The organism is Streptantibioticus rubrisoli (genome assembly GCF_024436055.1).
In the GTDB taxonomy this organism is placed as follows: Bacteria; Actinomycetota; Actinomycetes; order Streptomycetales; family Streptomycetaceae; genus Streptantibioticus_A; species Streptantibioticus_A rubrisoli.
Genome location: NZ_JANFNH010000005.1, coordinates 26,325 through 47,089, shown reverse-complemented (window position 1 = coordinate 47,089; position 20,765 = coordinate 26,325). Strand labels below are relative to the sequence as shown.

Below are 20,765 nucleotides of genomic sequence, written 5' to 3'. Positions count from 1 at the left end.
GCGGCCGGACCAACTGGTGGCGGAGCAAAGGCCGTTGGCCTTTCGTGAGCGTGTGGGAGAAGCGGCTTCCGCGGCTTCCACCGACGCCGGTGCAGGATCTCAGCCCGCCGACGACGGAAGCGTGTCCAGCGGCCCCCCGCACCGCTGGACACGCTGGTGGCGAACGCATCCGGTCGGGGTGGGCGTGCTCGTCTCGACCGGAGCCCCGCGGTCACTGGGTGATGTCACCGACCACGTGCAGCGGGTTGGACCCGGCCGCGTTCACGGGTGCGAAGTGGAAGTGGTAGTCCCCACCGTCCACCGTCCACGGCAAGACATGTGCCTGGCCGTCGCAGGGCACGTTGGCCGGAGCCCCGACCTGCACGTCGGGCAGCCAGGACCGGTTGTGGAACAACGTGACCGTGACGTTCCCGTCGTTGCACGTCAAGGTGAGCTTGGCGGTCATGTCGCCCTTGTCCATGTGGAACTTCGCCGAGTCGCTTCCCTTGTCGTGGCGGTGGAACTCGTCGAGGTGGGCGGTGGCCGCGTAGGCGGGAGAGCCCGTCACCGCGATGGCCAGTGCCATGGCGGGAAGGCCGATCACCTTGGTCAAGGTCGCGAACATCGCAGACTCCGTTCGTTCGAGGTTCGTTCGAGGTTCGTTCGGGGGGGCAGGTGTTCTCGTCACCCGCGATGCGTTGCCGGGACCGGTGGTGCCCGGCCACTCCAGGTTTCGTCGGCTCGCGGACCGGCCGGTAGGCGTTCCGGGTTGCCACCTGACCGTGGCATCTGGAAACCCCCGGTGACCTGCGGATCGGTCGCCAGGCCCGGGCTGCCTGGCGGGCACGTGACGGCGCTTGGGCCGGGTCGTTGACCGGTCAGATGCGGCTCGCGGGTGGGAGGGCAGGGGAGTTGGACAACGCGTTCGGGGTGGAGCTGAGGCGGCGTCGGCTGGCCGCGGGATGGTCGCAGGCCGAGTTGGCGCGCAGAACGCACTACACCAAGCCCCACATCAGCAGAGCCGAGACCGGTGCACGCCCTCACCCCGGAGTTCACGCGGGCTTGCGACGAGGCACTCGCCGCCGGTGGTGCGCTGGTCAAACTGGCTGTCCGGGGCGAATGCCCGTACCCGGGGCTCGCGGCCTTCGAGGAACGGCACGCCCGGTGGTTCCACGGCCGAACCGCCGCCCTGGCGGCGTTGATCGGTGCCCTGGAAAAGCGGATGCACGACCGCACCGGGCCACTGCTGGTCGTCGGCCCGTCCGGCGCGGGGAAGTCCTCACTGTTGCGGGCCGGACTGCTACCGGCGCTGGCGCGTGGTGACCTGACCGGCCTCGGCCCCACTCCCGCCGCCGTTTTCACCCCTACCGCCTCGCCCGCACGGCAACTCGCCGAGCAGCGTGCCCGCGACAGGGGCGAACCCACCGTGTGGGTGGTCGACCAGTTGGAGGAGATCTTCACACTGTGCCCCGACGAGGACGAACAGCGGTCCTTCCTCGACGCGTTGTGCGCCGAAGCTGGCCCGGGCGGCTCGCGCGTGGTGGTGCTCGGCGTACGCGCCGACTTCTACGGCCACTGCCTGGCCCATGACGGACTGCTGGTTTCCGCCCGCCGCGGCCACCTGCCCCTGGGACCGATGAGCCGACGCGAACTCGTCGACGCCGTACGTGAACCCGCCCGCGCGGCCGGACTCGAACTCGAACCGGGGCTGCTGGAACTACTCCTGAACGACCTGGGCCTACGCGGCGACGATCCGGGCGACTGTCCCGATCCGGGGGTGCTGCCGCTGCTCGCCCACACGCTGCGTGCCTTGTGGCAGCAACGCTCCGGCCGCACCCTGACTATCGCCGGATACCGGGCGATCACCGAGCAGACGGACGCCGTCAACGCGCTGGCCTTCAGCCCCGACGGCGCGACACTCGCGGCAGCCGGCGACGACGGCGCGGTGCGACAGTGGGAAACGGCCTCGGGCAGGCCGCGGTTCCAGCCCATGCGACTGCACAGCCCCGTGCTGGGCGTGGCCTACAGCGCGGACGGCACCTACATCGCCGCCTGCGCCCGCGACCGCGTCATCCGCTTGTGGCGGCGCGACGGCAGCGATCAGCCACGCCAACTCAGCGGCGTCCACCAGGCAGCCGTCATCCACGTGACCTTCAGCCCCGACTCGCGGACGCTGGTGTCCACCAGCGACGATCACACCGCCGTGCTGTGGGACACCACGACCGGGCAGACGGTCCGGACCCTGCGCGCCGACGACGCGGTGTTCGACGCCGCCTTCAACACCGACGGATCGCTGCTGGCCACCGCCTCGTACGACCACACCGTCCAGCTCTGGGACCCAACGACAGGAGACCTGGTACAGCGGCTGCCCGCCCACAACGAGCGCGTCATGGGCGTTGCCTTCAGCCCCGACGGGCACTGGCTGGCCAGCGTCGGCATGGACGGCAACGCCGCGCTGTGGGACCTGGCCGGAGCAGTCCAGATGTCCCGCCCGTGGACCGCCGTCCACGGCATGGCGACCAGCCCGGACGGCACCTGGCTGGTCACCGGCGACTCCAACGGTGTCGTACGCACCTGGCGCCGACATCCCCACACGCGAGACGGCCGGGACCTGCGCCTGGTCCGCCAACAACAGTTGCCGCCGCAGGCCCACGCGGTGTGGCAGATGGCGTTCTGCCCGGACGGCCGGACGGTGGGCATCGTCACCGACTCCCCGCGGGTGCGGCTGCTGGACACGCCAACAGGCCAGCTGTCGGTGCTGGACGGTGGCACCGGATCGGCCCGCACCATCGCCTGTGACCACGCCGGAATGGTGCTCAGCACCGACGACCCAGGACAGACCAGGATCTGGGACGCCCGCACCCAGCGGCAACTCCTCCTGCTGGACAACCTGGTACCCCGGGCACTGGCCGTTGATCCCCAGGGCCGTTTCCTCGCCCGACCGGCACCCGGAAGGGTGGAACTGCGCGACCTGACCGGCCAACCGCTGACCGACTCCGCCGCCTTCCAGGGCGTGGACATCGCCCTCGCCGCCGCCTTGAGCCCGGACAGCACCCTGCTGGCAGCCGCACTCAGCGACCACAGCGTCCAGGTGTGGCAACTCCATCAACTGCCCGGACACCGGTTCACGCTCACCGCGGTGCGCAGGCTCCTCGGCCCCTCCGCGAACCCGGAAGCCCTGACCTTCAGTCCCGACGGTCACACCCTCGCTGCCGCGGGCGACGACAGCGCCGTTCAGCTGTGGGACACCCGCACCTGGCAGCACACAGCGACCCTCACCGGACCCACCGGCAGGATCACCTCACTCGCCTTCACGCCTGACAGCACCGCACTGGTCAGCACCGGCGACGACGGCCTGACCAGATTCTGGGACCTCGACATCCCGCGCGCGTTCCAACACGCCTGCCAGGTGGCCAGTTGGCTGACCCGCACCGAATGGGCCGAGCAGATCACGGGGCCGTACGTACCAGCCTGCCGACGAGCAGCGCGGTGAGCAGGGCGTCCAGGTCATTCGTCACGGATCGATCGTGGATGCCCGGTCCGTGCCCTCTGACGCACCGTCAGTATTCGGAACGACTGACCTGGGCTCGGCTCTGTCCGGAGGATGTCCTCGGGCTCGAGGGCGGTGGCACGAGGGCGCAAAGCAGTGCGCGCGGGTGCGATGTCAGGATGACGGCATGGTGACGAATCAGCCGTGGACGGGCCTTCACGGTGACCTGCTGGCAGCGAAGGCATTGGTGTACGACCCGAGCGGTTTCGCCTGTTCGCTGCCCGTGCCCGAACCGGAGAGTGCCGAGTACGCGGCTTGCGCGTTCACGCTCGATGACCGCTCGGTTCGGTTCCGCGTGGCCAAGACCACCCCGACGAAGGTCGGCCAGTTCGTCACTGTGTGGCAGCGGTCTGAAGGGGGCCCGATCCGGCCCTTCGACGCCGACGACGGAGTAGACCTCTTCGTGATCGGCAGCCGCGACGACGACGGCTTCGGTCAGTTCGTCTTCCCCCGCGAGGTGTTGTGCGAGCGTGACATCGTCTCCCGTAACGGCTCCGGCGGGAAGCGCGGCTTCCGCGTCTACCCGCCGTGGGTGACCACGACCAACCGGCAGGCCCGCAGCACCCAGGCATGGCAGGTGCGCTACTTCTTCAACCTCGGTCAGAACGAGCCTGCCGACCTGACTCTCGCCCACGCCCTCTACCACCCGTAGGCGCCCGCAGCGCCACGGCGTCCGGAGACCTGCACCAGCACGGCGGCCGTACCGTCGAGCGCCTTGCCGTCCGCGTCGCCCAGCGCGTCCTCGCGCTGGCCGCAGCGGACAACACGCCGCACCGCCGCACGTGGATGGCTCTGACAGAGGGACAATCGAGCACTCGTGCACCGCATGGCTTGCCGTGCGATACAGCGACGAGGTGCCCGCCCAAGGGCATGATGCCGCTGGGCGCACGCCGTGAGCCTGGAGTGACGACGTGAGGTGAGCATGGCTGCGGACGCGTTGGGCGGGCAGGGCGCGGAGGGCGAAGCCGACAGGAAGGTCGGCGAGCATGAGCGGGACCGGTTGACGGTTCCGCAGGGCCTGGCCGCGTTGTCGTTGGACGCTTTGGCGTCGGTGGCGTACGGGCCCGAGGCGATCGTGGTGGTGCTCGCGGCGGCGGGCAGCCGGGGGCTGGGGCTCACGTTGCCGGTGACGGTGGCGATCGTGGTGCTGCTGGCGGCGCTGACGTTCTCGTACCGGCAGGTCATCGCGGCGTTCCCGGACGGCGGTGGCGCGTACGCGGTGGCCGGTCGGCATCTGGGGCGCCGGGTGAGTCTGGTCGCGGCCGCCTCGTTGATCATTGATTACGTGCTGAACGTGGCGGTGTCGGTCTCGGCCGGTGTTGCCGCGCTGACCTCGGCCTTTCCGTCCCTGTACGGGGATCGGGTGTGGTTGTGCGTGATCGTCCTGGCGTTGATCACGGGCGTGAACCTGTACGGGGTAGCCGAGTCGGCGAAGGTGATGATCGCGCCGACCGTTGTCTTCGTCGCGGCGATCTTCGCGGTCATCGTCGTCGGCCTGCTGCGGGCGCATCCGGCGACCGCGCCGTCGCATGCCACGGGCTCCGCCGTCTCGACGGTGGGGGTGTTGTTGCTGCTGCGGGCGTTCGCATCGGGGTGTTCGGCGCTGACCGGTGTGGAGGCGATCGCCAACGCCGTGCCGACGTTCCGCAGCCCGCGGGTGCGCCGGGCGCAGCGCACCGAGTTGGCACTGGGTGGGCTGCTCGGGCTCATGCTGCTGGGGCTGTCGCTGCTGATCAGTAGGTTCCATGTGGCACCGAGCAGCACCAAGACGGTGCTGGCCCAACTCGCGGATGCTTCCTTCGGCCACAACGTGGGCTTCTATGTGGTGCAGTTCGCGACGATGGTGCTGCTGGCGCTGGCTGCCAACACCTCCTTCGGCGGCATGCCGGTGCTGACCTCGCTGCTGGCCAGGGACAACAATCTGCCGCATGTCTTCTGGCTGCGTGCGGACCGCCAGGTCTACCGGCACGGGGTGATGGTGCTGGCCGCGGCTGCGTTGGTGCTCTTGATCGGTGCTCAGGGGGACACGCAGGCGCTGGTGCCGTTCTTCGCCATCGGTGTTTTCATCGGCTTCACGATCTCCCAGCTGGGGATGGTGCGGCACTGGCGCATCGAGCGTGGGGTGGGCTGGCAGGGGCGCGCTCTGCTGAACGGGCTGGGGGCGGTGCTGACGGCGGTGGCGCTGGTCATCGAGTTGGTGGCGAAGTTCGGGGAGGGCGGCTGGTTGGTCTTCCTCGTGGTCGCCGTGCTGGTGGGGCTGTTCGAGGCGGTGAACCGGGCGTACCGGCGGATCGGCCAGGGGTTGCATCTGGGCGAGGTGCCGGGCCCGCCTGAGGAGCGGCGCTCATTGGTCATCGTGCCGGTCGGCGCGGTCAACCTGCTCACCCGGGAGGCGATCAGTGCCGCTCTCTCGCTGGGGGACGAGGTGCGTGCGGTCACGGTGGTACACCCCGACGATCAGAGCGGCGCCCAGCGGTTGCGGGAGGCCTGGTCGGCGTGGCATCCGCAGGTTCCGCTGATCGTGCTGACCAGCCGAACACGTTCGCTGACCCGGCCGATCGTGGACCACCTTCGCGCGGTCGGGGCAGAGGAGGCGCACGACCGGCTGGTGGTGCTGATTCCGGAGATGCATCTGCCGCGGCCCTGGCAGCGCCTGTTGCAGAACCAGCGCGGCGCGGTCCTGGACCGCGCGATCCGCCGCTACACCGACGCGGTGATCTGCCGCTTGCGCTTCCGCATCGACATCCCGCGGTGAGCTGGGCCTACTCACCTCGCCCCATGCCTGCGATGTCGAGGGCGGCCCCGACGTGGTCGGCCAGGGCCACGGCGACCAGGCGGGCCTGCAGAGGCGGTTTCGCGGAATCAGCCGGCACTTTGGCGCGTCCGTAGCCTCTTACTTGGGCAAATGCCATGGAGCGGTGCGGCCGGCTGGCGGACGAACGGTACTCGTAGTGACTGCTGTTCACCCCTGCGAATGGCACGTTGCGGCAGGCTGCCCGCGCGAGGAGAAGATGTCCACTGCTCGACGAGGCTCTGGGGCAGCTATACCCGACGGTCGGGGGCGGGGCGTTGGTGCATCGTCCCGCCCACCACAGTGAGACCTCTTCGACGTTGCGTATGGTCCTTTGCGGTTTCCGTAAAGAATTCGCCGGGTAGGGAGGGCAGTTCATTCCGGAGGGCTGATGGGGCCCGCAACTGCCGCGGCGAGAAGCCAGGTCTTATCCGTGACTAGGCCGCGCGCTGCAGTGGCCGCATCCCTGACACGCTCGTCGTAATCTGATCCGCCCCAGGCCCTGGCATGCTCGCGGGCGGAAGTTGGCAGCCGCAGCCAACAGGTCTGATTCGAACTCGTTCAGGAAGCCTGATGGATACGGATGGCTTCCTGGCACCACGGGGGTACGCGTAGCCGGGGGATGGTCGTCGTTGGGAACCAGTGCAGCATGATGCCCTCGGTGAGGGGGAGGGCGTGGGCGTCGCCGGCCCACTGGCCTTGGTAGAGGGCGATGGGGCCTTTGCCGAGGTGCTCGGGGTTCTTCTGCTGGACGGTGGTGAACGCCTGTAGGGGGATGGTGAGCCCGGTTTCTTCCTTCAGCTCTCGGGCGATGGCGTCAGCCAGCGGTTCATCGGGTTCTGGGCTTCCGCCGATCAGGGCCCAGTAGCCGGGCCAGCAGATGCCTTCGATGTCGTCGCGCAAGTGCAGTAGGTACTCGCCTCGGCTGTTGGTGATCAATACGGCCACGCCCGTGGCCTGGGTGCTCTGCGGCTGGCGCTGGGTTTCTGTCATCGCTCCCCTTTCCGCTAGCCATCGTCCTCTCGTTGGCTCGCAGCGTCTGGCGTTTGCCATGCGACGGCGGTCGCGCCGCAGATGAACTGGCCCAGCGAAGCCTTCGGGGCATGGCTGCTTCCGCTCATTCCCGTATTTCGTCCGCACGATCCGCCTGGAGCGCTGGCGGAAACACGTGATGTGTAGCGTGCACACCATCAAGTGCAGCAGCTGCATGCCGTCGTGCACCCGCAAGCATCTGCTGCCTTTTCGGCGTGCGGGGTTGAGGGCGCGGCAGAGACGGGACAGCAGCTCTCTCCGTGCCAGGCGGCGCGCCCTTCCTTCACGGCCTCGACGGCGTTGTAGCCGATCGTCGCCGCGACGAGCAGCCGTATCCGCCGGGTCAGTCTCTCCTGCCGTGCGGGGTCGGAGTCGGCGGTCGCGGCGGCCATCAACAGCAGTCCTTTTGCTCCGCGTCGGGGCAGGAACGGTCGGCTTCCACTGCGACGACCGCAGTGCGTAGGTCGTCGAGGGCGTGCCCGATGCGAGGGTCGGCCAGTTCGTAGCGGGTGCGGCGACCGACGGGAACCGCAACGACCAGGCCGCAGTCGCGCAGGCAGGCCAGGTGGTTCGACAGGCGGGTCCGCGTGATCCCGAGAGCGTCGGCCAGGTCGGACGGGTGAGCCGGGGCTTCGCGAAGTGCCAGCAGCAGGCGGCAACGGATCGGGTCGGCGAGGGCGCGGCCGAAACGCGCGAGAACGTCGGCCTCGGAGGCGAGGGTCAGCACCCGATGAATGTACACGTAATCCTGAATTCAGAGAACCGTGAATCGTTGGTGCCGCGACCGAGCCGCCCGTCGCTTGTCCGGCGCATTGCAACTCGCCGCGCCGTAACAGAACTTGACAGGTCGGCGGGTTCTACCCGAGGGTGATTCGGAAACGGTTTTCATAATCGATTAAGGTTTCAGGCACATGAAGATTGCCTTCGTGGGCAAGGGCGGCAGCGGCAAGACCACCCTGTCAGCGCTCTTCGCCCGGCATCTGGCGGCATCCAGCAACACCGTGGTCGCCGTCGACGCCGACATCAACCAGCACCTGGGGGTGGCGCTGGGGCTGACCGAGGACGAGGCGGCGCGGCTGCCCGCCATGGGCGGCCGACTGGCCGAGATCAAGGAGTACCTGCGCGGGAGTAACCCACTGATCGGCTCGGCCGCGTCCATGGTCAAGACGACGCCGCCCGGCCGCGGCTCCCGGCTGCTGCGGGTCGACGGGGACGACCCGATCCACGGGGAGCTGGCACGCGAGGTCGCCGGGGTGCGGCTGCTGGCCGCCGGTGCGTTCACCGAGGAGGACCTCGGGGTGGCGTGCTACCACTCCAAGGTCGGGGCGGTGGAGCTGTATCTGAACCATCTGGTCGACCTGGACGGCGAGTACGTGGTGGTCGACATGACCGCGGGCGCGGACTCGTTCGCCTCCGGGTTGTTCACGCGGTTCGACCTGACGTTCATCGTGGCCGAGCCCACCCGCAAGGGCGTCTCCGTCTACCGGCAGTACCGCGACTACGCCGCCGAGTACGGCATCGCGCTCGCCGTCGTCGGCAACAAGGTCACCGGCCCGGACGATGTGTCCTTCCTGCAGGAGCACGTTGGCGACGACCTGTTGGCGTGCCTGGAGTACTCGCCGTACGTGCGTGCCCAGGAGCAGGGGCGCCACGGATCGCTGGAGGAGCTGGAGTCAGTCAACCAGGCCGCGTTGGATCGGCTGCACGCGGCCGTCGAGGCCCGGCCGAAGCACTGGGCCACCTTCCAGGCGCATGCCGTGGCCTTCCACCGCAAGAACGCGGCGGCCTGGGCGAACAGCGCCACCGGCGAGGACCTCGCCGCCCAGATCGACCCCGACTTCGTGCACGGCCCAAACGCCCTGCGGGCTCAGGCCGCAGCCCACTGAGCCGCAGCCCACTGAACTTCCGCAAGCAACCGACCACGAAACACGATAGGAATCGCATGTCGCTCGACGTATCCCCCGAACTGCTCGCCCAGGCGGAGCGGGGTGAGGTCGACGAGGCCGCCTTCGTCGACACCGTCCGCACTTCACTGCCGTACGCGTACCGGATGATCTCGGACCTGGCAGGTGAACTGGAGCGCGGTTCGGCTCCGTTCGCGGACAACACCACGCCGCCGCCCTCGGAGGCCGAACGCGGCCAGTTGCTGCGCGCCCTGGCAAGCGATGCCATCCGGGGCAGCCTTGAGCGGCACTTCGGGGTGCGGTTGGCCTTCCAGAACTGCCATCGCGTCGCTGTCTTCCGCACAGGCGGAGAGCGGGAGGCGTACGACGCGTTCACCTCCCCTCGTGCCCAGTTGCTCAACCAGTCGCCGCAACTGCGCGACTGCTAAAGCGCGAACATTTCAGCCTCCGCCAGACCCAACAGGTCAGCGGAGGCTGAAGGCGTTTTCGGATGGCTAACGTGTGCCGTAGGGGATCAGGGCCATCTCGCGGGCGTTCTTGATGGCCTGGGCCAGGCGGCGCTGCTGCTGGAGGGTCACGCCGGTCACGCGGCGGCTGCGGATCTTGCCTCGGTCGGAGATGAACTTCCGCAGCAGATCGGTGTTCTTGTAGTCGATGTAGGTGATGCCTGCGGCCTCGAGTGGGTTGGCGCGCTGCTTGCGGCGGCGGTCAGTGACTTTGGTGTAGGTACGGCGGGTCATGGCCAGAGCCTTTCCGGTGGGATCGAGGTCAGGGGACCGGGTCGAGGAACTCGTCGAACGTGTGCGGCAGGTGCCGCCAGGAGTCACGGCCTGCCGCGTACTCGGCGTCGGTGAGCAGGCAGGAGTCGAGGAGTTCCAGCAGGCCGTCGCGGTCGAGCCCGGGTGAGGTGAACGTCAGGTGCTGGCAGCGGTCACCGTGTTCGGGGTGCCAGTCCAAGGAGGCGGCGACGCGGCGTTCGGCCGGGACCATCTCCCATGCGGCCTCCGGCAGCGCGGCCAACCACGGCCCGGCCGACTCGACGCACAGGGCGCCGCCTGCCGCGTCCCAGGACAGCAGGGTGTCGGGGCGGTCGGCGAGCCAGAACCGGCCACGGCTGCGGGCGGCAACGCAGGCCAGATCCTCCAACGCGGCATAGAGCCGCTGCGGGTGAAAGGGGCGGTCCCGGCGCCAGGCGAGGGTGGTCACCCCGTGGTCGTCGGCCTCCTGTGGCAGCAACGCGCAGGACGGGTGCTGCCGGGCCGCCGCGGCGGCGAGGTCGAATCCCTGCAGCAGGGCCGGGCCGAGAGCGCCCTCACCGACCCGCAACCGCCATGCGGTGGCGGTGAGTTGGGCCAGCAGCGCGTGGTCGGCGTCGTCCGCCGGCTCCTCGCCTTCGGCGAGGGCGAGGACGGTGGGGTACTCGATCTGCCGGGCGAAGGTGTCGGCGACGGTGCGCTGGTCGGTGGGCGCGGCGGCCAGCCCTACGTCGGCGAGGTCGTCGCCGTTGGCCAGGTACGGCAGGACGAGGGCCGGGTCCACAGCGGTGGCCACGCCGGTCAGTTCCAGCGGGGCGCCCGCGGCGGCGATCACGGCGGCCATGGCCTGCGGTTCGACGGAGTCCCACAGTTCGACGACGGCCAGTTGGTAGGTACCGGCCTCGGCGAGCCGCAGCAGTTCGGGGACCAGGTCCTCGCGCAGGGCGCAGCAGGCGCAGTCGTTGACCAGCGGGGTGTGACCGCTGCTGATCAGGCCGCTCAGGTCGCGGACGGTGCGGTACACCGTGCCGTCCGGCGCGGCGGACAGGTCGTGGTGGAGGACGACCGTGTCGGGCACGGTGTGCAGGATCTCGCCGACCGCCGCGCGGCGGGCGTCGGCGTACAGTCCGCCGACGATGGCCACCGGCAGTCGGAAGGCGGGCAGGCTCATTGAGACCTTCCTCCGTAGCGGCGCTGGAAGCGCTCGACGCGCCCGGCGGTGTCCAGCACGCGTTGGGTGCCGGTGTAGAAGGGGTGGCTGGCCGAGGAGATCTCCACGTCGATGACGGGGTAGGTGTTGCCGTCCTGCCATTCGACGGTGTTCTGGCTGGTCATCGTCGAGCGGGTGAGGAAGGCGAAGTCGGCGGAGCGGTCACGGAAGACGACGTGCCGGTACTCGGGGTGGATGCCGGTCTTCATGGCGGACGTCAGCGCTCCTCTCGGAAGTCGACATGGCGGCCGACGACCGGGTCGTACTTGCGCAGGGTCAGCCGGTCGGGGTCGTTGCGTCGGTTCTTGCGGGTCACGTAGGTGTAGCCGGTTCCGGCGGTGGACTTCAGCTTGATGATCGGACGCAGTTCGTTGCGGGCCATGGCAGCCAGGGTACACGGAACTGGTTTTCATTTTCATAAAGCGGTAACGTGGCGCCGTCAGGGACCGCCCCGTCCCGAACGGGAGTCATGTCCGCCCACTGCCGCGGTCGCGCATTCGCGCCCGGGGGCGAAGGGCCCGGGCGGGCGCTTCCGCACCCTCGGGCTCTCCCGCGTCCGGCTGCGCGAGCTGGCCCACGGGGGTCAACTCCCCGGCGTGCGCAAGAGCAGTTGGTAAGTCCCGTCGGCGACACGGGGCGAGGGGTGGCACTTCCCGTCAAGGGATGGTAACGATTGTCATAACCGACTGATATGAAAATCATTGTCGATTATCTTGGGTGATGCCTCGGAGCCGGGCCCAGTCATGGGTCTGGAAGGTCATCGCTAGGAGAGTCGCCATGTCGTCCGTCCCCCGTTCCGCCGGTTACCGGCCTGCCCGGCTCGCACTGGTCGCCGCCGTCGCAACCCTCACCGCCGCCACCGCCACCGCGTGCTCCACCTCGTCCTCGGGCACCAGCAACACCTCGTCCAGTAGCGGTGGATCGGGGTCCGGCAAGGTGATCCAGGTCGTGGCGGCCGAGAACTTCTGGGGCAGCATCGCGGCCCAGCTCGGCGGCAGCCACGCGAAGGTGACCAGCATCATCACCAACCCGGCCACCGACCCGCACGACTACGAGCCCACCGCCGCCGACGGCCGCACCGTGGCCTCCGCCCAGTACGCGATCGTCAACGGCATCGGCTACGACTCCTGGGCCGACAAACTGCTGGCATCCAACCCCGCAGGTGGCCGCAGCGAACTCAAGGTCGGCGACCTGGTCGGCATCAAGCCCGGCGGCAACCCGCACCGCTGGTACTCACCGGACAACGTCCACCAGGTGATCGAGAAGATCACCGCCGACTACAAGAAGCTCGACCCGGCCGACGCCGCCTACTTCGACCAGCAGAAGAACACCTTCGAAACCAAGACCCTCGCCGAGTACAACCAGTTGATATCGCAGATCAAGGCCAAGTACGCGGGCACCCCCATCGGCGCCTCGGAGTCCATCGTCACCCCGCTCGCCGAGGGCCTCGGGCTGAAGATGCTCACCCCCGAGTCGTTCCTCGACGCGATCAGCGAGGGCACCGACCCCACGGCCAAGGACAAGGCCACCATCGACCAGCAGATCAAGAACAAGCAGATCAAGGTCTACGTCTACAACAGTCAGAACTCCACGCCTGACGTGCAGGCCCAGGTCAAGGAGGCCCAGGCGGAGGGCATTCCGGTCACCACCGTGACCGAGACCCTCGCACCGGCCAGCGACACCTTCCAGCAGTGGCAGGTCGGCGAGCTGAAGGGCATCGAGCAGGCGCTGGCCAAGGCAACCGGTAAGTGACTGAGCGGCGGATCGGCGCCTCGGCCCGTGGCTGAGGCGCCGACCGTCGTTCGTGCGGTAGGGGACCTGCGGTCAGTGGTCGTCCCAGTGGCCGTCGTGCTGGGCGTGGCGGTGGCCGTCGTGGATGTAGTCCACGTGGTCGCCGTGGGGCACCGCGACGTGGCCGCAGCCCGCTCCGTGCTGGTGGGTGTGGCTTTCGTGGACGGCGTGGCCGGTGGGCTCGCACTCGTCCACGTGGCTTTCGTGGGCGCGGTGCAGATGCCCGTCGTGGACGTAGTCGACGTGGTCGTCGTGCGGGACGGCGACGTGGCCGCAGCCCGCTCCGTGCTGGTGGGTGTGGTTGGCATGAGGGGCGTGCGTGGCGGTCGCCATAACGGGTCCTTCTTTCTCCCTGGTTGCTTCCGTCTACCCCGCGTCGTTGGGTACCTCGTCTTCGATCCTGTCACCGAGTGATCGGGATTTCACCCGTGTGACGGCTGTCGTCTGGAATCCGCCCATGTCCCGATTAAGCCCTTGCCTGCGGGGCTGGTCTTCGAGTGTTCGATCTTGAGGTGCTCGATGTGGTAGACGGCCTCGTTGAGGAGCCGGGCGACGTGGTCGTCGTGGAGTCCGTAGACGACGCGGCGGCCGTCGCGGCGCCTGGTGACCAGGCCGAGGGCGCGCAGCAGGCGGAGTTGGTGGGAGACGGCGGACTGCTCCATGCCGATGGCTACGGCGAGTTCGGTGACCGGGCGCGCGCCTTGGCGCAGTGTGCTCAGGATCAGCAGCCGAGAGGGAGCGGCGAGGGCCTGGAGGATGGCGGCGACGGTCTCGGCGGTGGCGACGTCCAACGGTTGGGGTGCGGGTTCGCGGACACATGTGTGATGGTGTTCGGTTTGCGGCGCCGGTGAGGGCCGTTGGGCCCGAACTTCACCGGCGTGCACGGTTGCGCCCGCGTCCACGGGTTCGCGCCCGTGCCTCGCCCGGCGCGGCGATGAACTGCAACTCCAGGGTGGCTGGTGGATCGGTGACGCCGGGGCCTCCGTCGACGGCCCAGCGCAGGATGTCGCTGGTGCAGTCGTCGTCCAGGGCCCAGCCGATCCAGGTGGCCCGGCCTCCGCCCAGCCGTCCCTCAGCGGAGGGCTGGACCACGATGACGTTGGCCTGACCACAGGGGCCCAGGCAGTCGGTGGTACGGACGACGAGTCGCCCACCGGATTCCGCTGCCGCTGCCCGCAGCCGGTCCAGTTGCCACTGGTGGTCGGTGCCGGGGTGCTTGCGGGAGTTGCCGCAGCAGCAGCCCCGGCACACGATCACCGTGCACGGCCGGGTACGGGCGGCGCCGACCACCGTGCGGCTGCTCACAGAGCGGTCCTGGACGGCAGGTGGTGGGCGTGTACCGTGCCGTCGCGGTGGGCGGCGATCAGCAGATGCGGTCCGGCCCAGGCCAACGCCGCCACCGGCGCTTGGTCATCCAGGGTGCGGGCCGGGCGCAGTCGCCCTTCTGGCCGTCCCGAGGTGGCTCGCCACAGGGCGACGGTGCCGTCGTCCCCTCCGCTGGCCAGGTGGCCACTGCCTCCGGGGCGCCAGGCGAGGGCGGTGATGGTCTCGTGGCAGCGCAGCGAACGTGGTGCGGTGCCCGCCGGGCCCTTGCCAGAGAAGTCCCACACGGTCACGTCGGGCGCGCCGTCGGCGGCCAGCCAGAAGCCGGTGTCGTCGAAGGCGAGCCGGGAGACCTTCTCCGGGTAGCCGGACATGGTCAACTCATCGCCGTCGCGGGTGCGCCAGATGTGGATGGAGGCGTCCTGGTTGCCGCTGCAGATCCACCGCTCGGTGGGCGCGACGGCCAGTGCCAGGTGGGATCCGACGTACCGGTAGGTGGCCACCGGCGCGGTCTGGTGCCGCTCGTGGCAGCGCACCGCTCCGTAGGCGGCGACGGCCAGCCGCCGTCCGCCGCGCATCCAGGCCAGATCGGTGACCGTACTGGCAGCCGGTTCCGTACGCCACAACTCCTGCCCGCCGGCGGCGAGTACGACGGCGCCTCGGCCGGAGGCGACGGCGAGCCGTTCGTTGTCCGCCCACCGTGCGACGGACGACCAGGCGCCGGTCTGGAAGGTCGCCACCTGGCCGTTCTCCCGCCGCCACAGTGCGTACCCGATGGGGCCCGTGGCCGCCAAGTGCCGGGCATCCGGGGCCAGTTCCACGTGCAGTAGGCCGCCGGGCAGTTCGAGGGCGCCGATGCGGGTGCCGGTGGCGGTGTCCAGGACGCAGACCATGCCCTCGGCCCCAGCCACGGCCACCAGGTCGCCCTGGGCGCTGAGGGCGACCGGGGCGTCGTCGATCGTGATGGACCACACCGTGGACAGGTCGGCGTCGGGCGCGGTAGTGCTGATGTGGTTGCTCACGCGGTGGCTCCCGCGGTGGCCAGGCAGGCGGTGAAGTCGCGTTCCAGGGTGGTGCGGTCGAGGTGGCGGCCGATGAAGACCAGCCGGTTGCCACGGGGTTCGCCATCATGCCAGTCGCGACCGAACTCGCCGTCCAGCAGCATGTGCACCCCCTGGAACACGTACTGCTTCGGCTCGCCCGCGATGGCCAGGATGCCCTTCGAGCGGAAGATGTCGGCACCCTTGGTGCGCAGAAGGTTGCCCAGTCACTGGTTGAGCCGGTCCTCGTCGAGTTCGCCGGGCAGGTCGATGCCGACGGATGTGACGGTGGTGTCGTGCTGGTGCTCGGTCTCGGTCAGGAACTGCGGGTCGTCCTTGAGTACCCGGTCCAGGTCGAACGCGCCGACGTCCATGACCTGTTGCAGGTCCACCTTGGCTTGTTCGGCCGGGATGATCTGGACGGACGCGTTGATGGCCCGGACGCGGGAGATGACCTCCTTCACTGTGGCTTCGTCCACCAGGTCGGTCTTGTTGAGCACTACCCGGTCGGCGAAGGCGATCTGCTCGACTGCCTCGTTCTCCACGCCGTCCGGCTTCTCCTCGTTCAGGTGCTGGAGGACGTGGGCGGCGTCGACGAGGGTGACGATGGCGTCCAGGCGTAGCTGGGCGGCGATCTCGTCGTCCATGAAAAACGTCTGCGCCACGGGCGCGGGGTCGGCCAGACCGGTTGTCTCGATCAGGATGCGGTCGAACTTCTCCCGCCGCCGCATCAACGCGCCCAGAATCCGGATGAGATCGCCGCGCACGGTGCAGCAGATACACCCGTTGTTCATCTCGAAGATCTCTTCTTCGGCGTCGAGCACGAGGGCGTCGTCGATGCCGACCTCGCCGAACTCGTTCTCGATGACCGCGATCCGCAGACCATGCTGCTCGGTCAGGATCCGGTTGAGCAGCGTGGTCTTGCCAGAGCCGAGGAATCCCGTCAGCACGGTGACCGGGACGCGGCTGTCAACGGCCGCCGCTGTGGCTTGTGTCATGGGGGTCAGGCTCCTTCTTGGCCGCTGGCGAGCAACGGGCGCAGGTCGTCCTCGGTGATCTGGTCGGTGGGTCGGTGCAGGGTCCAACGGCGCGCCGGGCCATCCATGGGCAGCACGGCGATGACCGTCTCCAACGGCGGGCAGCCGGGCTCAGTACAGGCGAGTTGTCGGACCACGACGGCGGTGTCGTCGTCGAGGCTGAGCAGGCGCCGTACGGTTTCCTTCAGCTCGAGCGAGTGCGGTGGTCGCCGTGGCGGACGGGCCCCGAGCGGCATGGCGGTTCTCCTTCGTCGGCGTTGGGCACGCAGGTGGCGCAGATTCCGGTGAGCTCGACGGTGTGCTGGACGGCGGCGAACCCCGCGTCCTTCCCGACCCGCTCGGCCCACTCCTCCACCACCTCGGAGGCCACCGGCTGACTACGCCCGCAGCAGCGGCACATCAGGTAATGGCGATGACCGTCCGCGGGCCGCCGCCGGTACAGCCGCTCGCCCGCCTCGTCGCGCACGACATCGACGCGGCCGGTCGCCTCCAAGGCCCGCAGCGCGCGATAAACGGTGGTCAGCCCGACCCCTCGTCCGGCGGCGTCCAGCAGTGCGTGCAACTCCTGGGCGGAGACGAAGTCCTGGCACCCCCCGAGCACCCGCAGCACTGCGGCCCGCTGCCACGTCGCGCGGCCCTGCCCGCCTCGCGGGTTGCCGAACGTCCGGCCGCCCACGACAGACCACCCCACTGGAGACTCGGCACCGGTCACCCCTCGAGGCTAGATGGAAATGACTTCCATGTCCATATAGCCTCTTGCGTAGCCTCGCCGCCCATTCGTGCAATGGAAATGGATTCCACTTTCATGTAGCGTGCGGGCTCGAACCAGGGAAGGACTCAAGACCATGGCCGTGCCCAAGCGGAAGATGTCCCGCAGCAACACCCGCCATCGCCGTGCGCAGTGGAAGGCGACCCGACCCGATCTCGTCCCCATCACCATCGACGGCTCGGTGTACCGCGTGCCGCGCAACCTGGTCAGGGCCTACGAGCGCGGGCTGCTCCGCCCGGAGGGCTGATCCAGCCGTGGTCGCGTGAACGGTTGCGCGCTGATCCGCCAGCACTCGACGCTCTCCCGGCAAAGAGGGTCGTCAGCGACCTCGCCGCCCGAGTCCGCGCCGAGCGTCGGGAAACCGGGGCGCGCAACTCAAGTGGTGCGCAAGTGCTGCGCATGCGGTGCGCCCCGCCTGACCCGCTCCCAACCCGCCCGGCCGGGTGCCGACACACGCCGTGTCGGCAGTCGGCTGCTGTCGTTCAAAGAGCCCGCGAGCCGTGCGGCGGACGGATCGAAGTAGGCGCACGCGTGCTCAACTCCCCAGTCCACCAGGGAGTTTGGAGCCGCTACGCCTACCTCCTGTGGCCCCGAGGAGCAGACCGCAAGGTCAGCGAACGCGGCCGGTGGGACGGTGCAGATCACATGAATTGAGTCTCAGATCCGAGACGTGTATCCAGCAAAATGCCGAGGCATTCCCAATCGGGGTGCCCGTAGGCCGCCTTTGGGGCCCAAGTGGTGAGCCCGTGGTGCGCATTCCCCCGGCAGGCTCAGACAACAACAAACCCCAGGCCGCCTGGCCTGGGGTTTCTCTCTGGAGCGGGTGACGGGAATCGAACCCGCGCTCTGAGCTTGGGAAGCTCATGTTCTACCATTAAACTACACCCGCGTAAGTCGCCCCATAGGGCGCCTCGTCGTCGCTCACTGTACCCCATCGCTGGCCCCTGGTGCATTCGCCCCGGGGGTTTTGTCGCGTGGGCGACGGGGGTTGGGGCGGTACGGTGAGGGGCCGGAGTGCCGCGCGGGGGGTGGGGTGTTCATCCCCTAATGTGGCTTTCGTCCGCTGCCGCGGTTGGGCGGCAGGGCGATTCCGTGGGGAAAAGAAGGGGAGCGATGGAGCGCACCGTCGTTCGTTGTGCCGATGGGCACCAGTTCAGCACCACTACCTTCCCGCTGCAGAACCTGGGCGCCGACCGGCTTGGGCCGGGGCGGTTGATCCGGTGCCCGCGCTGTGCGCGGCTGCGGCATGCGGTACCTGTTGAAACGGTTCGGCAGGCGCGCTGACCAGGTGCCCCGGGGTCCGGCTCGGACAGGCCGGACCCCGCCGGTCCGATTCTGCACGTATCCTCGTGGCGTGCTTCTCTCAGACAAGGACATCCGGGCCGAGATCGACGCCGGGCGGGTGCGCATCGACCCGTACGACGAGTCCATGATCCAGCCGTCGAGCATTGACGTGCGGCTCGACCGGTTCTTCCGGGTGTTCGAGAACCACCGCTACCCGCACATCGACCCCGCGGTCGAGCAGCCGGACCTGACCAGGCTGGTCGAGCCGGAAGGGGATGACGCGTTCATCCTGCACCCGGGGGAGTTCGTGCTGGCCTCCACGTACGAGGTGATCACCCTGCCCGAGGATGTCGCCTCGCGGCTGGAGGGCAAGAGCTCGCTGGGGCGGCTCGGGTTGCTGACGCACTCCACGGCCGGGTTCATCGACCCCGGCTTCTCCGGGCACGTGACGCTGGAGCTGTCCAATGTCGCCACGTTGCCGATCAAGCTCTGGCCGGGGATGAAGATCGGGCAGCTGTGCATGTTCCGGCTGACCTCACCCGCCGAGTTCCCCTACGGTTCCGACCGCTACGGCTCCCGCTACCAGGGGCAGCGCGGGCCGACGCCGTCCCGTTCGTACCAGAACTTCCACCGAACGCAGGTGTGACCGGCGTGACGCGGGAGCGGGAGAACCTCACCTATCCCCTGTTCGGCGAGGCGGTGCGCGAGCTGGCGCAGGCCATCGCGGACGACGGGTTCGAGCCGGACATCATCCTGTCCATTGCGCGCGGCGGCGTCTTCGTCGCGGGCGGGCTGGCGTACGCGCTGGACTGCAAGAACATCCACCTGGTGAATGTCGAGTACATGTGCCTTGCCGCATAGCATGTGATCTCTGAGCTTGGCAAACGCGCAGATAGGGACGCGTGCTCCGCTGGTTGATCACGGCGTTTGTTGCCGTTGTTTGCCGGTGATCATGGTCCTTGTGCTGAGCTCGTGCTGACCCGTGCTGGGCCACCAACAGACCGACGCCCCCGGCCGTTGAGGTTCCGGGGGCGTCGGCGTACGTGGGTCAGCCTCGGGGCTGAGGAAGTTCGAGCTGTGCGTGTAGCTTCCGGCGCTTCCGTAGGTGTCGTAAGGCCATCAGACCTCCAGGGTTTTGGCTAGCTCTATGAAGCTGGTCCACTCCGGATGGCTGAATTCGAGTATCGGCCCGTGCGGGTCCTTGGAGTCCAGTACGGCGACGGTGCCCCCGTCGGGGGTAGCTACTCCGACGCATCCTCGGTCGGTGTAGCTGGAGAAGCGGAACTGCGCTCCGTGGTGGGTTCGGGTGACGTGATCCTTTGTGCGGAGCGCCATGATTCCAGTACCTCTCTGATGAACGTCCGGCTCGCGGTGGGGCTGAGTGCTTCGCGCATCAGTTCACTGAACGCTGAGTGGAGCCTAGCTACGTCATCAAGGCGGGTCGAGTACCAGTCACCCATGATCGTCTCGACGAATCCGACGCGCTGTGTCGGCGGCTTCTCGTCTAGGACAGTGATGTTTTGACGCCCCATCAGTCCATAGAGGGTGAAGTGAGGCGCGAATCCGGGCGGGACGATGCTGGCGGGGAGGACCTGAAGAGACACGTTGTCCTTGCTCGCCACCATGAGGAGGTGCCGGAGCTGTCGCGCGTGAGTTTCCACGTCCCGTAGCGACTGCGTGACGGCAGCCTCGCCTACAACGAACCACGTCCTCGGCGGGGTTGGCCCGATGATGCGGCGCAAGAATGCCTCGCTCCTTGCGCTCTTGAGCAGCATGCGGCGGCGTACCTCCATGGCGGTTAGACGGGGGTTCGACGCCTCGATAACCGCTGCTGAGTACATGGGGGTTTGGAGCAGTCCGGGGATGGCTTGCTGATCCCATGCTCGGATGGTCGTGGCCTCTGCCTCCAGAGCGGCTAGGCGGTCGATGGATTCGACGCCGCTTTCGATCTGTTCGACTCTGCCCATGCCGCGCTGGTCGCGGGCGCGAAGGCTGCGGATCAGTTCATCTGCGTACGCGGTCATGGGTTCGATTCCTCCCGAGGCATGAGACGGAAATCACGCTACTCCTCGTGATCCTTTGATCACTACGCCTCTCAACTCATCAGGTGGCATTGGCCCGTTGACGCCCCGATCTGACCTGAGCCAGAGATAGTCAGCCAGGACGGCGGGGGCGCTGAACAATCACGCACGCGTGTGCGCGGGCAACTCCCCACCCACACCAACCACTCTTCCCGTCTCTGAGGGATGCGCCCTCGACCGTTGGCGCCGATGGTGCTTGCGCTCGTGGTGATTGGGCGG

26 protein-coding genes, 1 tRNA gene and 4 pseudogenes are annotated in these 20,765 nt (G+C 68.6%); 11 read left to right on the top strand and 20 right to left on the bottom strand.

From position 1 onward, the window contains the following. Positions 1–211: 211 nt before the first annotated feature. Positions 212–604 carry a hypothetical protein gene (locus NON19_RS08265; RefSeq protein ID WP_255926028.1) on the bottom strand — a complete coding sequence of 131 codons (393 nt, stop codon included), beginning with the start codon at positions 602–604 and terminating at the stop codon, positions 212–214. A gap of 257 nt (positions 605–861) precedes the next feature. On the opposite strand from NON19_RS08265, the pseudogene NON19_RS33615 reads away from it, so the two are divergent. The 3 genes and pseudogenes from NON19_RS33615 to NON19_RS08255 all read left to right on the top strand — a co-directional run. Continuing rightward, positions 862–972 (top strand): annotated as a pseudogene (locus NON19_RS33615) (helix-turn-helix domain-containing protein); the annotation flags it as partial. A gap of 37 nt (positions 973–1,009) precedes the next feature. After that, positions 1,010–3,472 carry an nSTAND1 domain-containing NTPase gene (locus NON19_RS08260; RefSeq protein ID WP_255926027.1) on the top strand — a complete coding sequence of 821 codons (2,463 nt, stop codon included), beginning with the start codon at positions 1,010–1,012 and terminating at the stop codon, positions 3,470–3,472. A 184-nt stretch (positions 3,473–3,656) separates the two neighbouring features. Beyond that, the gene (locus tag NON19_RS08255) at positions 3,657–4,181 is read left to right on the top strand and encodes a MepB family protein (protein ID WP_255926026.1); all 525 of its coding nucleotides are present in this window, start codon (positions 3,657–3,659) and stop codon (positions 4,179–4,181) included. On the opposite strand, the gene NON19_RS08250 is transcribed toward NON19_RS08255, so the two are convergent. Continuing rightward, positions 4,169–4,303: a hypothetical protein gene (locus NON19_RS08250; protein ID WP_255926025.1), complete on the bottom strand. Its 135-nt coding sequence runs from the start codon at positions 4,301–4,303 to the stop codon at positions 4,169–4,171. The genes NON19_RS08255 and NON19_RS08250 overlap by 13 nt on opposite strands. Positions 4,304–4,451: 148 nt before the next feature. Between NON19_RS08250 and NON19_RS08245 the strand changes: the two genes are divergently transcribed. Next, a complete protein-coding gene (locus NON19_RS08245) occupies positions 4,452–6,284 on the top strand; it encodes an APC family permease (protein ID WP_255926024.1) in 1,833 nt (610 codons plus the stop codon). A gap of 597 nt (positions 6,285–6,881) precedes the next feature. Here NON19_RS08245 and NON19_RS08240 read toward each other — a convergent pair. The 3 genes and pseudogenes from NON19_RS08240 to NON19_RS08235 all read right to left on the bottom strand — a co-directional run bounded on the left by NON19_RS08240 (position 6,882) and on the right by NON19_RS08235 (position 8,079). Continuing rightward, positions 6,882–7,313, bottom strand: a complete 432-nt coding sequence (locus tag NON19_RS08240) for an NUDIX domain-containing protein (protein WP_255926023.1) — start codon at positions 7,311–7,313, stop codon at positions 6,882–6,884. A gap of 323 nt (positions 7,314–7,636) precedes the next feature. Next, positions 7,637–7,744, bottom strand: a pseudogene (locus NON19_RS33610) (cation transporter); the annotation flags it as partial. Further along, a complete protein-coding gene (locus NON19_RS08235; protein WP_255926022.1) occupies positions 7,744–8,079 on the bottom strand; it encodes an ArsR/SmtB family transcription factor in 336 nt (111 codons plus the stop codon). The gene NON19_RS08235 and the pseudogene NON19_RS33610, both read right to left, overlap by 1 nt. Positions 8,080–8,263: 184 nt before the next feature. Here NON19_RS08235 and NON19_RS08230 point away from each other — a divergent pair, with 184 nt between their 5' ends. After that, entirely contained in the window at positions 8,264–9,238 is a 975-nt protein-coding gene (locus NON19_RS08230) for an ATP-binding protein (protein WP_255926021.1), read from the top strand. A 56-nt stretch (positions 9,239–9,294) separates the two neighbouring features. After that, positions 9,295–9,684 (top strand): SCO5389 family protein, encoded by a 390-nt coding sequence (locus NON19_RS08225; protein WP_255926020.1) that lies wholly within the window; start codon positions 9,295–9,297, stop codon positions 9,682–9,684. Positions 9,685–9,750: 66 nt separating this feature from the next. Here NON19_RS08225 and rpsR read toward each other — a convergent pair whose 3' ends face one another. Genes rpsR through rpmG form a run of 4 tightly spaced genes read right to left on the bottom strand, consistent with a single transcriptional unit; the run spans position 9,751 to position 11,603 of the window. Next, the gene (gene rpsR / locus NON19_RS08220) at positions 9,751–9,996 is read right to left on the bottom strand and encodes a 30S ribosomal protein S18 (protein WP_255926019.1); all 246 of its coding nucleotides are present in this window, start codon (positions 9,994–9,996) and stop codon (positions 9,751–9,753) included. A 28-nt stretch (positions 9,997–10,024) separates the two neighbouring features. Next, positions 10,025–11,182: a GTP-binding protein gene (locus NON19_RS08215; protein ID WP_255926018.1), complete on the bottom strand. Its 1,158-nt coding sequence runs from the start codon at positions 11,180–11,182 to the stop codon at positions 10,025–10,027. Continuing rightward, positions 11,179–11,430: a type B 50S ribosomal protein L31 gene (locus tag NON19_RS08210; RefSeq protein ID WP_255926017.1), complete on the bottom strand. Its 252-nt coding sequence runs from the start codon at positions 11,428–11,430 to the stop codon at positions 11,179–11,181. The genes NON19_RS08215 and NON19_RS08210 overlap by 4 nt, the downstream gene beginning before the upstream one ends. 8 nt (positions 11,431–11,438) lie before the next feature. Then, positions 11,439–11,603 (bottom strand): 50S ribosomal protein L33, encoded by a 165-nt coding sequence (gene rpmG / locus NON19_RS08205; protein WP_255926016.1) that lies wholly within the window; start codon positions 11,601–11,603, stop codon positions 11,439–11,441. A gap of 133 nt (positions 11,604–11,736) precedes the next feature. Between rpmG and NON19_RS08200 the strand changes: the two are divergent. Together NON19_RS08200 and NON19_RS08195 are read left to right on the top strand one after the other, a co-directional pair. Next, positions 11,737–11,838 (top strand): annotated as a pseudogene (locus tag NON19_RS08200) (30S ribosomal protein S14); the annotation flags it as partial. Positions 11,839–11,998: 160 nt separating this feature from the next. Next, positions 11,999–12,973, top strand: a complete 975-nt coding sequence (locus NON19_RS08195; RefSeq protein WP_255926015.1) for a metal ABC transporter solute-binding protein, Zn/Mn family — start codon at positions 11,999–12,001, stop codon at positions 12,971–12,973. A 72-nt stretch (positions 12,974–13,045) separates the two neighbouring features. Here the strand turns inward: NON19_RS08195 and NON19_RS08190 are convergent, their stop codons facing one another. The 8 genes from NON19_RS08190 to NON19_RS08155 form a co-directional block, all read right to left on the bottom strand. Next, on the bottom strand, positions 13,046–13,345 hold the full coding sequence (locus NON19_RS08190) for a hypothetical protein (protein ID WP_255926014.1): 300 nt from the start codon (positions 13,343–13,345) through the stop codon (positions 13,046–13,048). An 89-nt stretch (positions 13,346–13,434) separates the two neighbouring features. Next, a complete protein-coding gene (locus NON19_RS08185; RefSeq protein WP_255926013.1) occupies positions 13,435–13,803 on the bottom strand; it encodes an ArsR/SmtB family transcription factor in 369 nt (122 codons plus the stop codon). Positions 13,804–13,882: 79 nt separating this feature from the next. Beyond that, a complete protein-coding gene (locus tag NON19_RS08180) occupies positions 13,883–14,317 on the bottom strand; it encodes a (2Fe-2S) ferredoxin domain-containing protein (RefSeq protein ID WP_255926012.1) in 435 nt (144 codons plus the stop codon). Continuing rightward, complete coding sequence (locus NON19_RS08175; RefSeq protein WP_255926011.1) at positions 14,314–15,357, bottom strand: WD40 repeat domain-containing protein; 1,044 nt, start codon at positions 15,355–15,357, stop codon at positions 14,314–14,316. Before NON19_RS08175 ends, NON19_RS08180 begins: the two co-directional genes overlap by 4 nt. Beyond that, entirely contained in the window at positions 15,354–15,590 is a 237-nt protein-coding gene (locus NON19_RS08170; protein ID WP_255926207.1) for a CobW C-terminal domain-containing protein, read from the bottom strand. Before NON19_RS08170 ends, NON19_RS08175 begins: the two co-directional genes overlap by 4 nt. Positions 15,591–15,602: 12 nt before the next feature. After that, positions 15,603–16,373: a CobW family GTP-binding protein gene (locus NON19_RS08165; protein WP_255926010.1), complete on the bottom strand. Its 771-nt coding sequence runs from the start codon at positions 16,371–16,373 to the stop codon at positions 15,603–15,605. A 5-nt stretch (positions 16,374–16,378) separates the two neighbouring features. Next, positions 16,379–16,648: a hypothetical protein gene (locus NON19_RS08160; protein WP_255926009.1), complete on the bottom strand. Its 270-nt coding sequence runs from the start codon at positions 16,646–16,648 to the stop codon at positions 16,379–16,381. Next, entirely contained in the window at positions 16,597–17,088 is a 492-nt protein-coding gene (locus NON19_RS08155) for a Fur family transcriptional regulator (protein ID WP_255926008.1), read from the bottom strand. The genes NON19_RS08160 and NON19_RS08155 overlap by 52 nt, the downstream gene beginning before the upstream one ends. A gap of 169 nt (positions 17,089–17,257) precedes the next feature. On the opposite strand from NON19_RS08155, the gene rpmF reads away from it, so the two are divergent. After that, on the top strand, positions 17,258–17,428 hold the full coding sequence (gene rpmF, locus NON19_RS08150) for a 50S ribosomal protein L32 (protein WP_255926007.1): 171 nt from the start codon (positions 17,258–17,260) through the stop codon (positions 17,426–17,428). Positions 17,429–17,996: 568 nt separating this feature from the next. Here the strand turns inward: rpmF and NON19_RS08145 are convergent. After that, a tRNA-Gly gene (locus tag NON19_RS08145) sits at positions 17,997–18,070 on the bottom strand. 465 nt (positions 18,071–18,535) lie between these two features. On the opposite strand from NON19_RS08145, the gene dcd reads away from it, so the two are divergent. Together dcd and NON19_RS08135 are read left to right on the top strand one after the other, a co-directional pair. After that, entirely contained in the window at positions 18,536–19,111 is a 576-nt protein-coding gene (dcd, locus tag NON19_RS08140) for a dCTP deaminase (RefSeq protein WP_255926006.1), read from the top strand. A gap of 5 nt (positions 19,112–19,116) precedes the next feature. Continuing rightward, positions 19,117–19,308: pseudogene (locus NON19_RS08135) on the top strand (phosphoribosyltransferase); the annotation flags it as partial. Positions 19,309–19,584: 276 nt separating this feature from the next. Here the strand turns inward: NON19_RS08135 and NON19_RS08130 are convergent. Both NON19_RS08130 and NON19_RS08125 read right to left on the bottom strand, forming a co-directional pair. Continuing rightward, positions 19,585–19,800 carry a DUF397 domain-containing protein gene (locus tag NON19_RS08130; RefSeq protein ID WP_255926005.1) on the bottom strand — a complete coding sequence of 72 codons (216 nt, stop codon included), beginning with the start codon at positions 19,798–19,800 and terminating at the stop codon, positions 19,585–19,587. After that, positions 19,707–20,489: a DUF5753 domain-containing protein gene (locus tag NON19_RS08125; RefSeq protein WP_255926004.1), complete on the bottom strand. Its 783-nt coding sequence runs from the start codon at positions 20,487–20,489 to the stop codon at positions 19,707–19,709. The genes NON19_RS08130 and NON19_RS08125 overlap by 94 nt, the downstream gene beginning before the upstream one ends. Between the last annotated feature and the right edge of the window lie 276 nt (positions 20,490–20,765).

What these genes read in the sequence shown, in the direction of transcription:
- NON19_RS08265 (WP_255926028.1), bottom strand. Translation starts at nt 604, where the DNA reads ATGTTCGCGACCTTGACCAAGGTGATCGGCCTTCCCGCCATGGCACTG.
- NON19_RS08255 (WP_255926026.1), top strand. Translation starts at nt 3,657, where the DNA reads ATGGTGACGAATCAGCCGTGGACGGGCCTTCACGGTGACCTGCTGGCA.
- NON19_RS08245 (WP_255926024.1), top strand. Translation starts at nt 4,452, where the DNA reads ATGGCTGCGGACGCGTTGGGCGGGCAGGGCGCGGAGGGCGAAGCCGAC.
- NON19_RS08240 (WP_255926023.1), bottom strand. Translation starts at nt 7,313, where the DNA reads ATGACAGAAACCCAGCGCCAGCCGCAGAGCACCCAGGCCACGGGCGTG.
- NON19_RS08230 (WP_255926021.1), top strand. Translation starts at nt 8,264, where the DNA reads ATGAAGATTGCCTTCGTGGGCAAGGGCGGCAGCGGCAAGACCACCCTG.
- NON19_RS08225 (WP_255926020.1), top strand. Translation starts at nt 9,295, where the DNA reads ATGTCGCTCGACGTATCCCCCGAACTGCTCGCCCAGGCGGAGCGGGGT.
- rpsR (WP_255926019.1), bottom strand. Translation starts at nt 9,996, where the DNA reads ATGACCCGCCGTACCTACACCAAAGTCACTGACCGCCGCCGCAAGCAG.
- NON19_RS08215 (WP_255926018.1), bottom strand. Translation starts at nt 11,182, where the DNA reads ATGAGCCTGCCCGCCTTCCGACTGCCGGTGGCCATCGTCGGCGGACTG.
- NON19_RS08210 (WP_255926017.1), bottom strand. Translation starts at nt 11,430, where the DNA reads ATGAAGACCGGCATCCACCCCGAGTACCGGCACGTCGTCTTCCGTGAC.
- rpmG (WP_255926016.1), bottom strand. Translation starts at nt 11,603, where the DNA reads ATGGCCCGCAACGAACTGCGTCCGATCATCAAGCTGAAGTCCACCGCC.
- NON19_RS08195 (WP_255926015.1), top strand. Translation starts at nt 11,999, where the DNA reads ATGTCGTCCGTCCCCCGTTCCGCCGGTTACCGGCCTGCCCGGCTCGCA.
- NON19_RS08190 (WP_255926014.1), bottom strand. Translation starts at nt 13,345, where the DNA reads ATGGCGACCGCCACGCACGCCCCTCATGCCAACCACACCCACCAGCAC.
- NON19_RS08165 (WP_255926010.1), bottom strand. Translation starts at nt 16,373, where the DNA reads ATGACACAAGCCACAGCGGCGGCCGTTGACAGCCGCGTCCCGGTCACC.
- NON19_RS08160 (WP_255926009.1), bottom strand. Translation starts at nt 16,648, where the DNA reads ATGCCGCTCGGGGCCCGTCCGCCACGGCGACCACCGCACTCGCTCGAG.
- rpmF (WP_255926007.1), top strand. Translation starts at nt 17,258, where the DNA reads ATGGCCGTGCCCAAGCGGAAGATGTCCCGCAGCAACACCCGCCATCGC.
- NON19_RS08130 (WP_255926005.1), bottom strand. Translation starts at nt 19,800, where the DNA reads ATGGCGCTCCGCACAAAGGATCACGTCACCCGAACCCACCACGGAGCG.
- NON19_RS08125 (WP_255926004.1), bottom strand. Translation starts at nt 20,489, where the DNA reads ATGACCGCGTACGCAGATGAACTGATCCGCAGCCTTCGCGCCCGCGAC.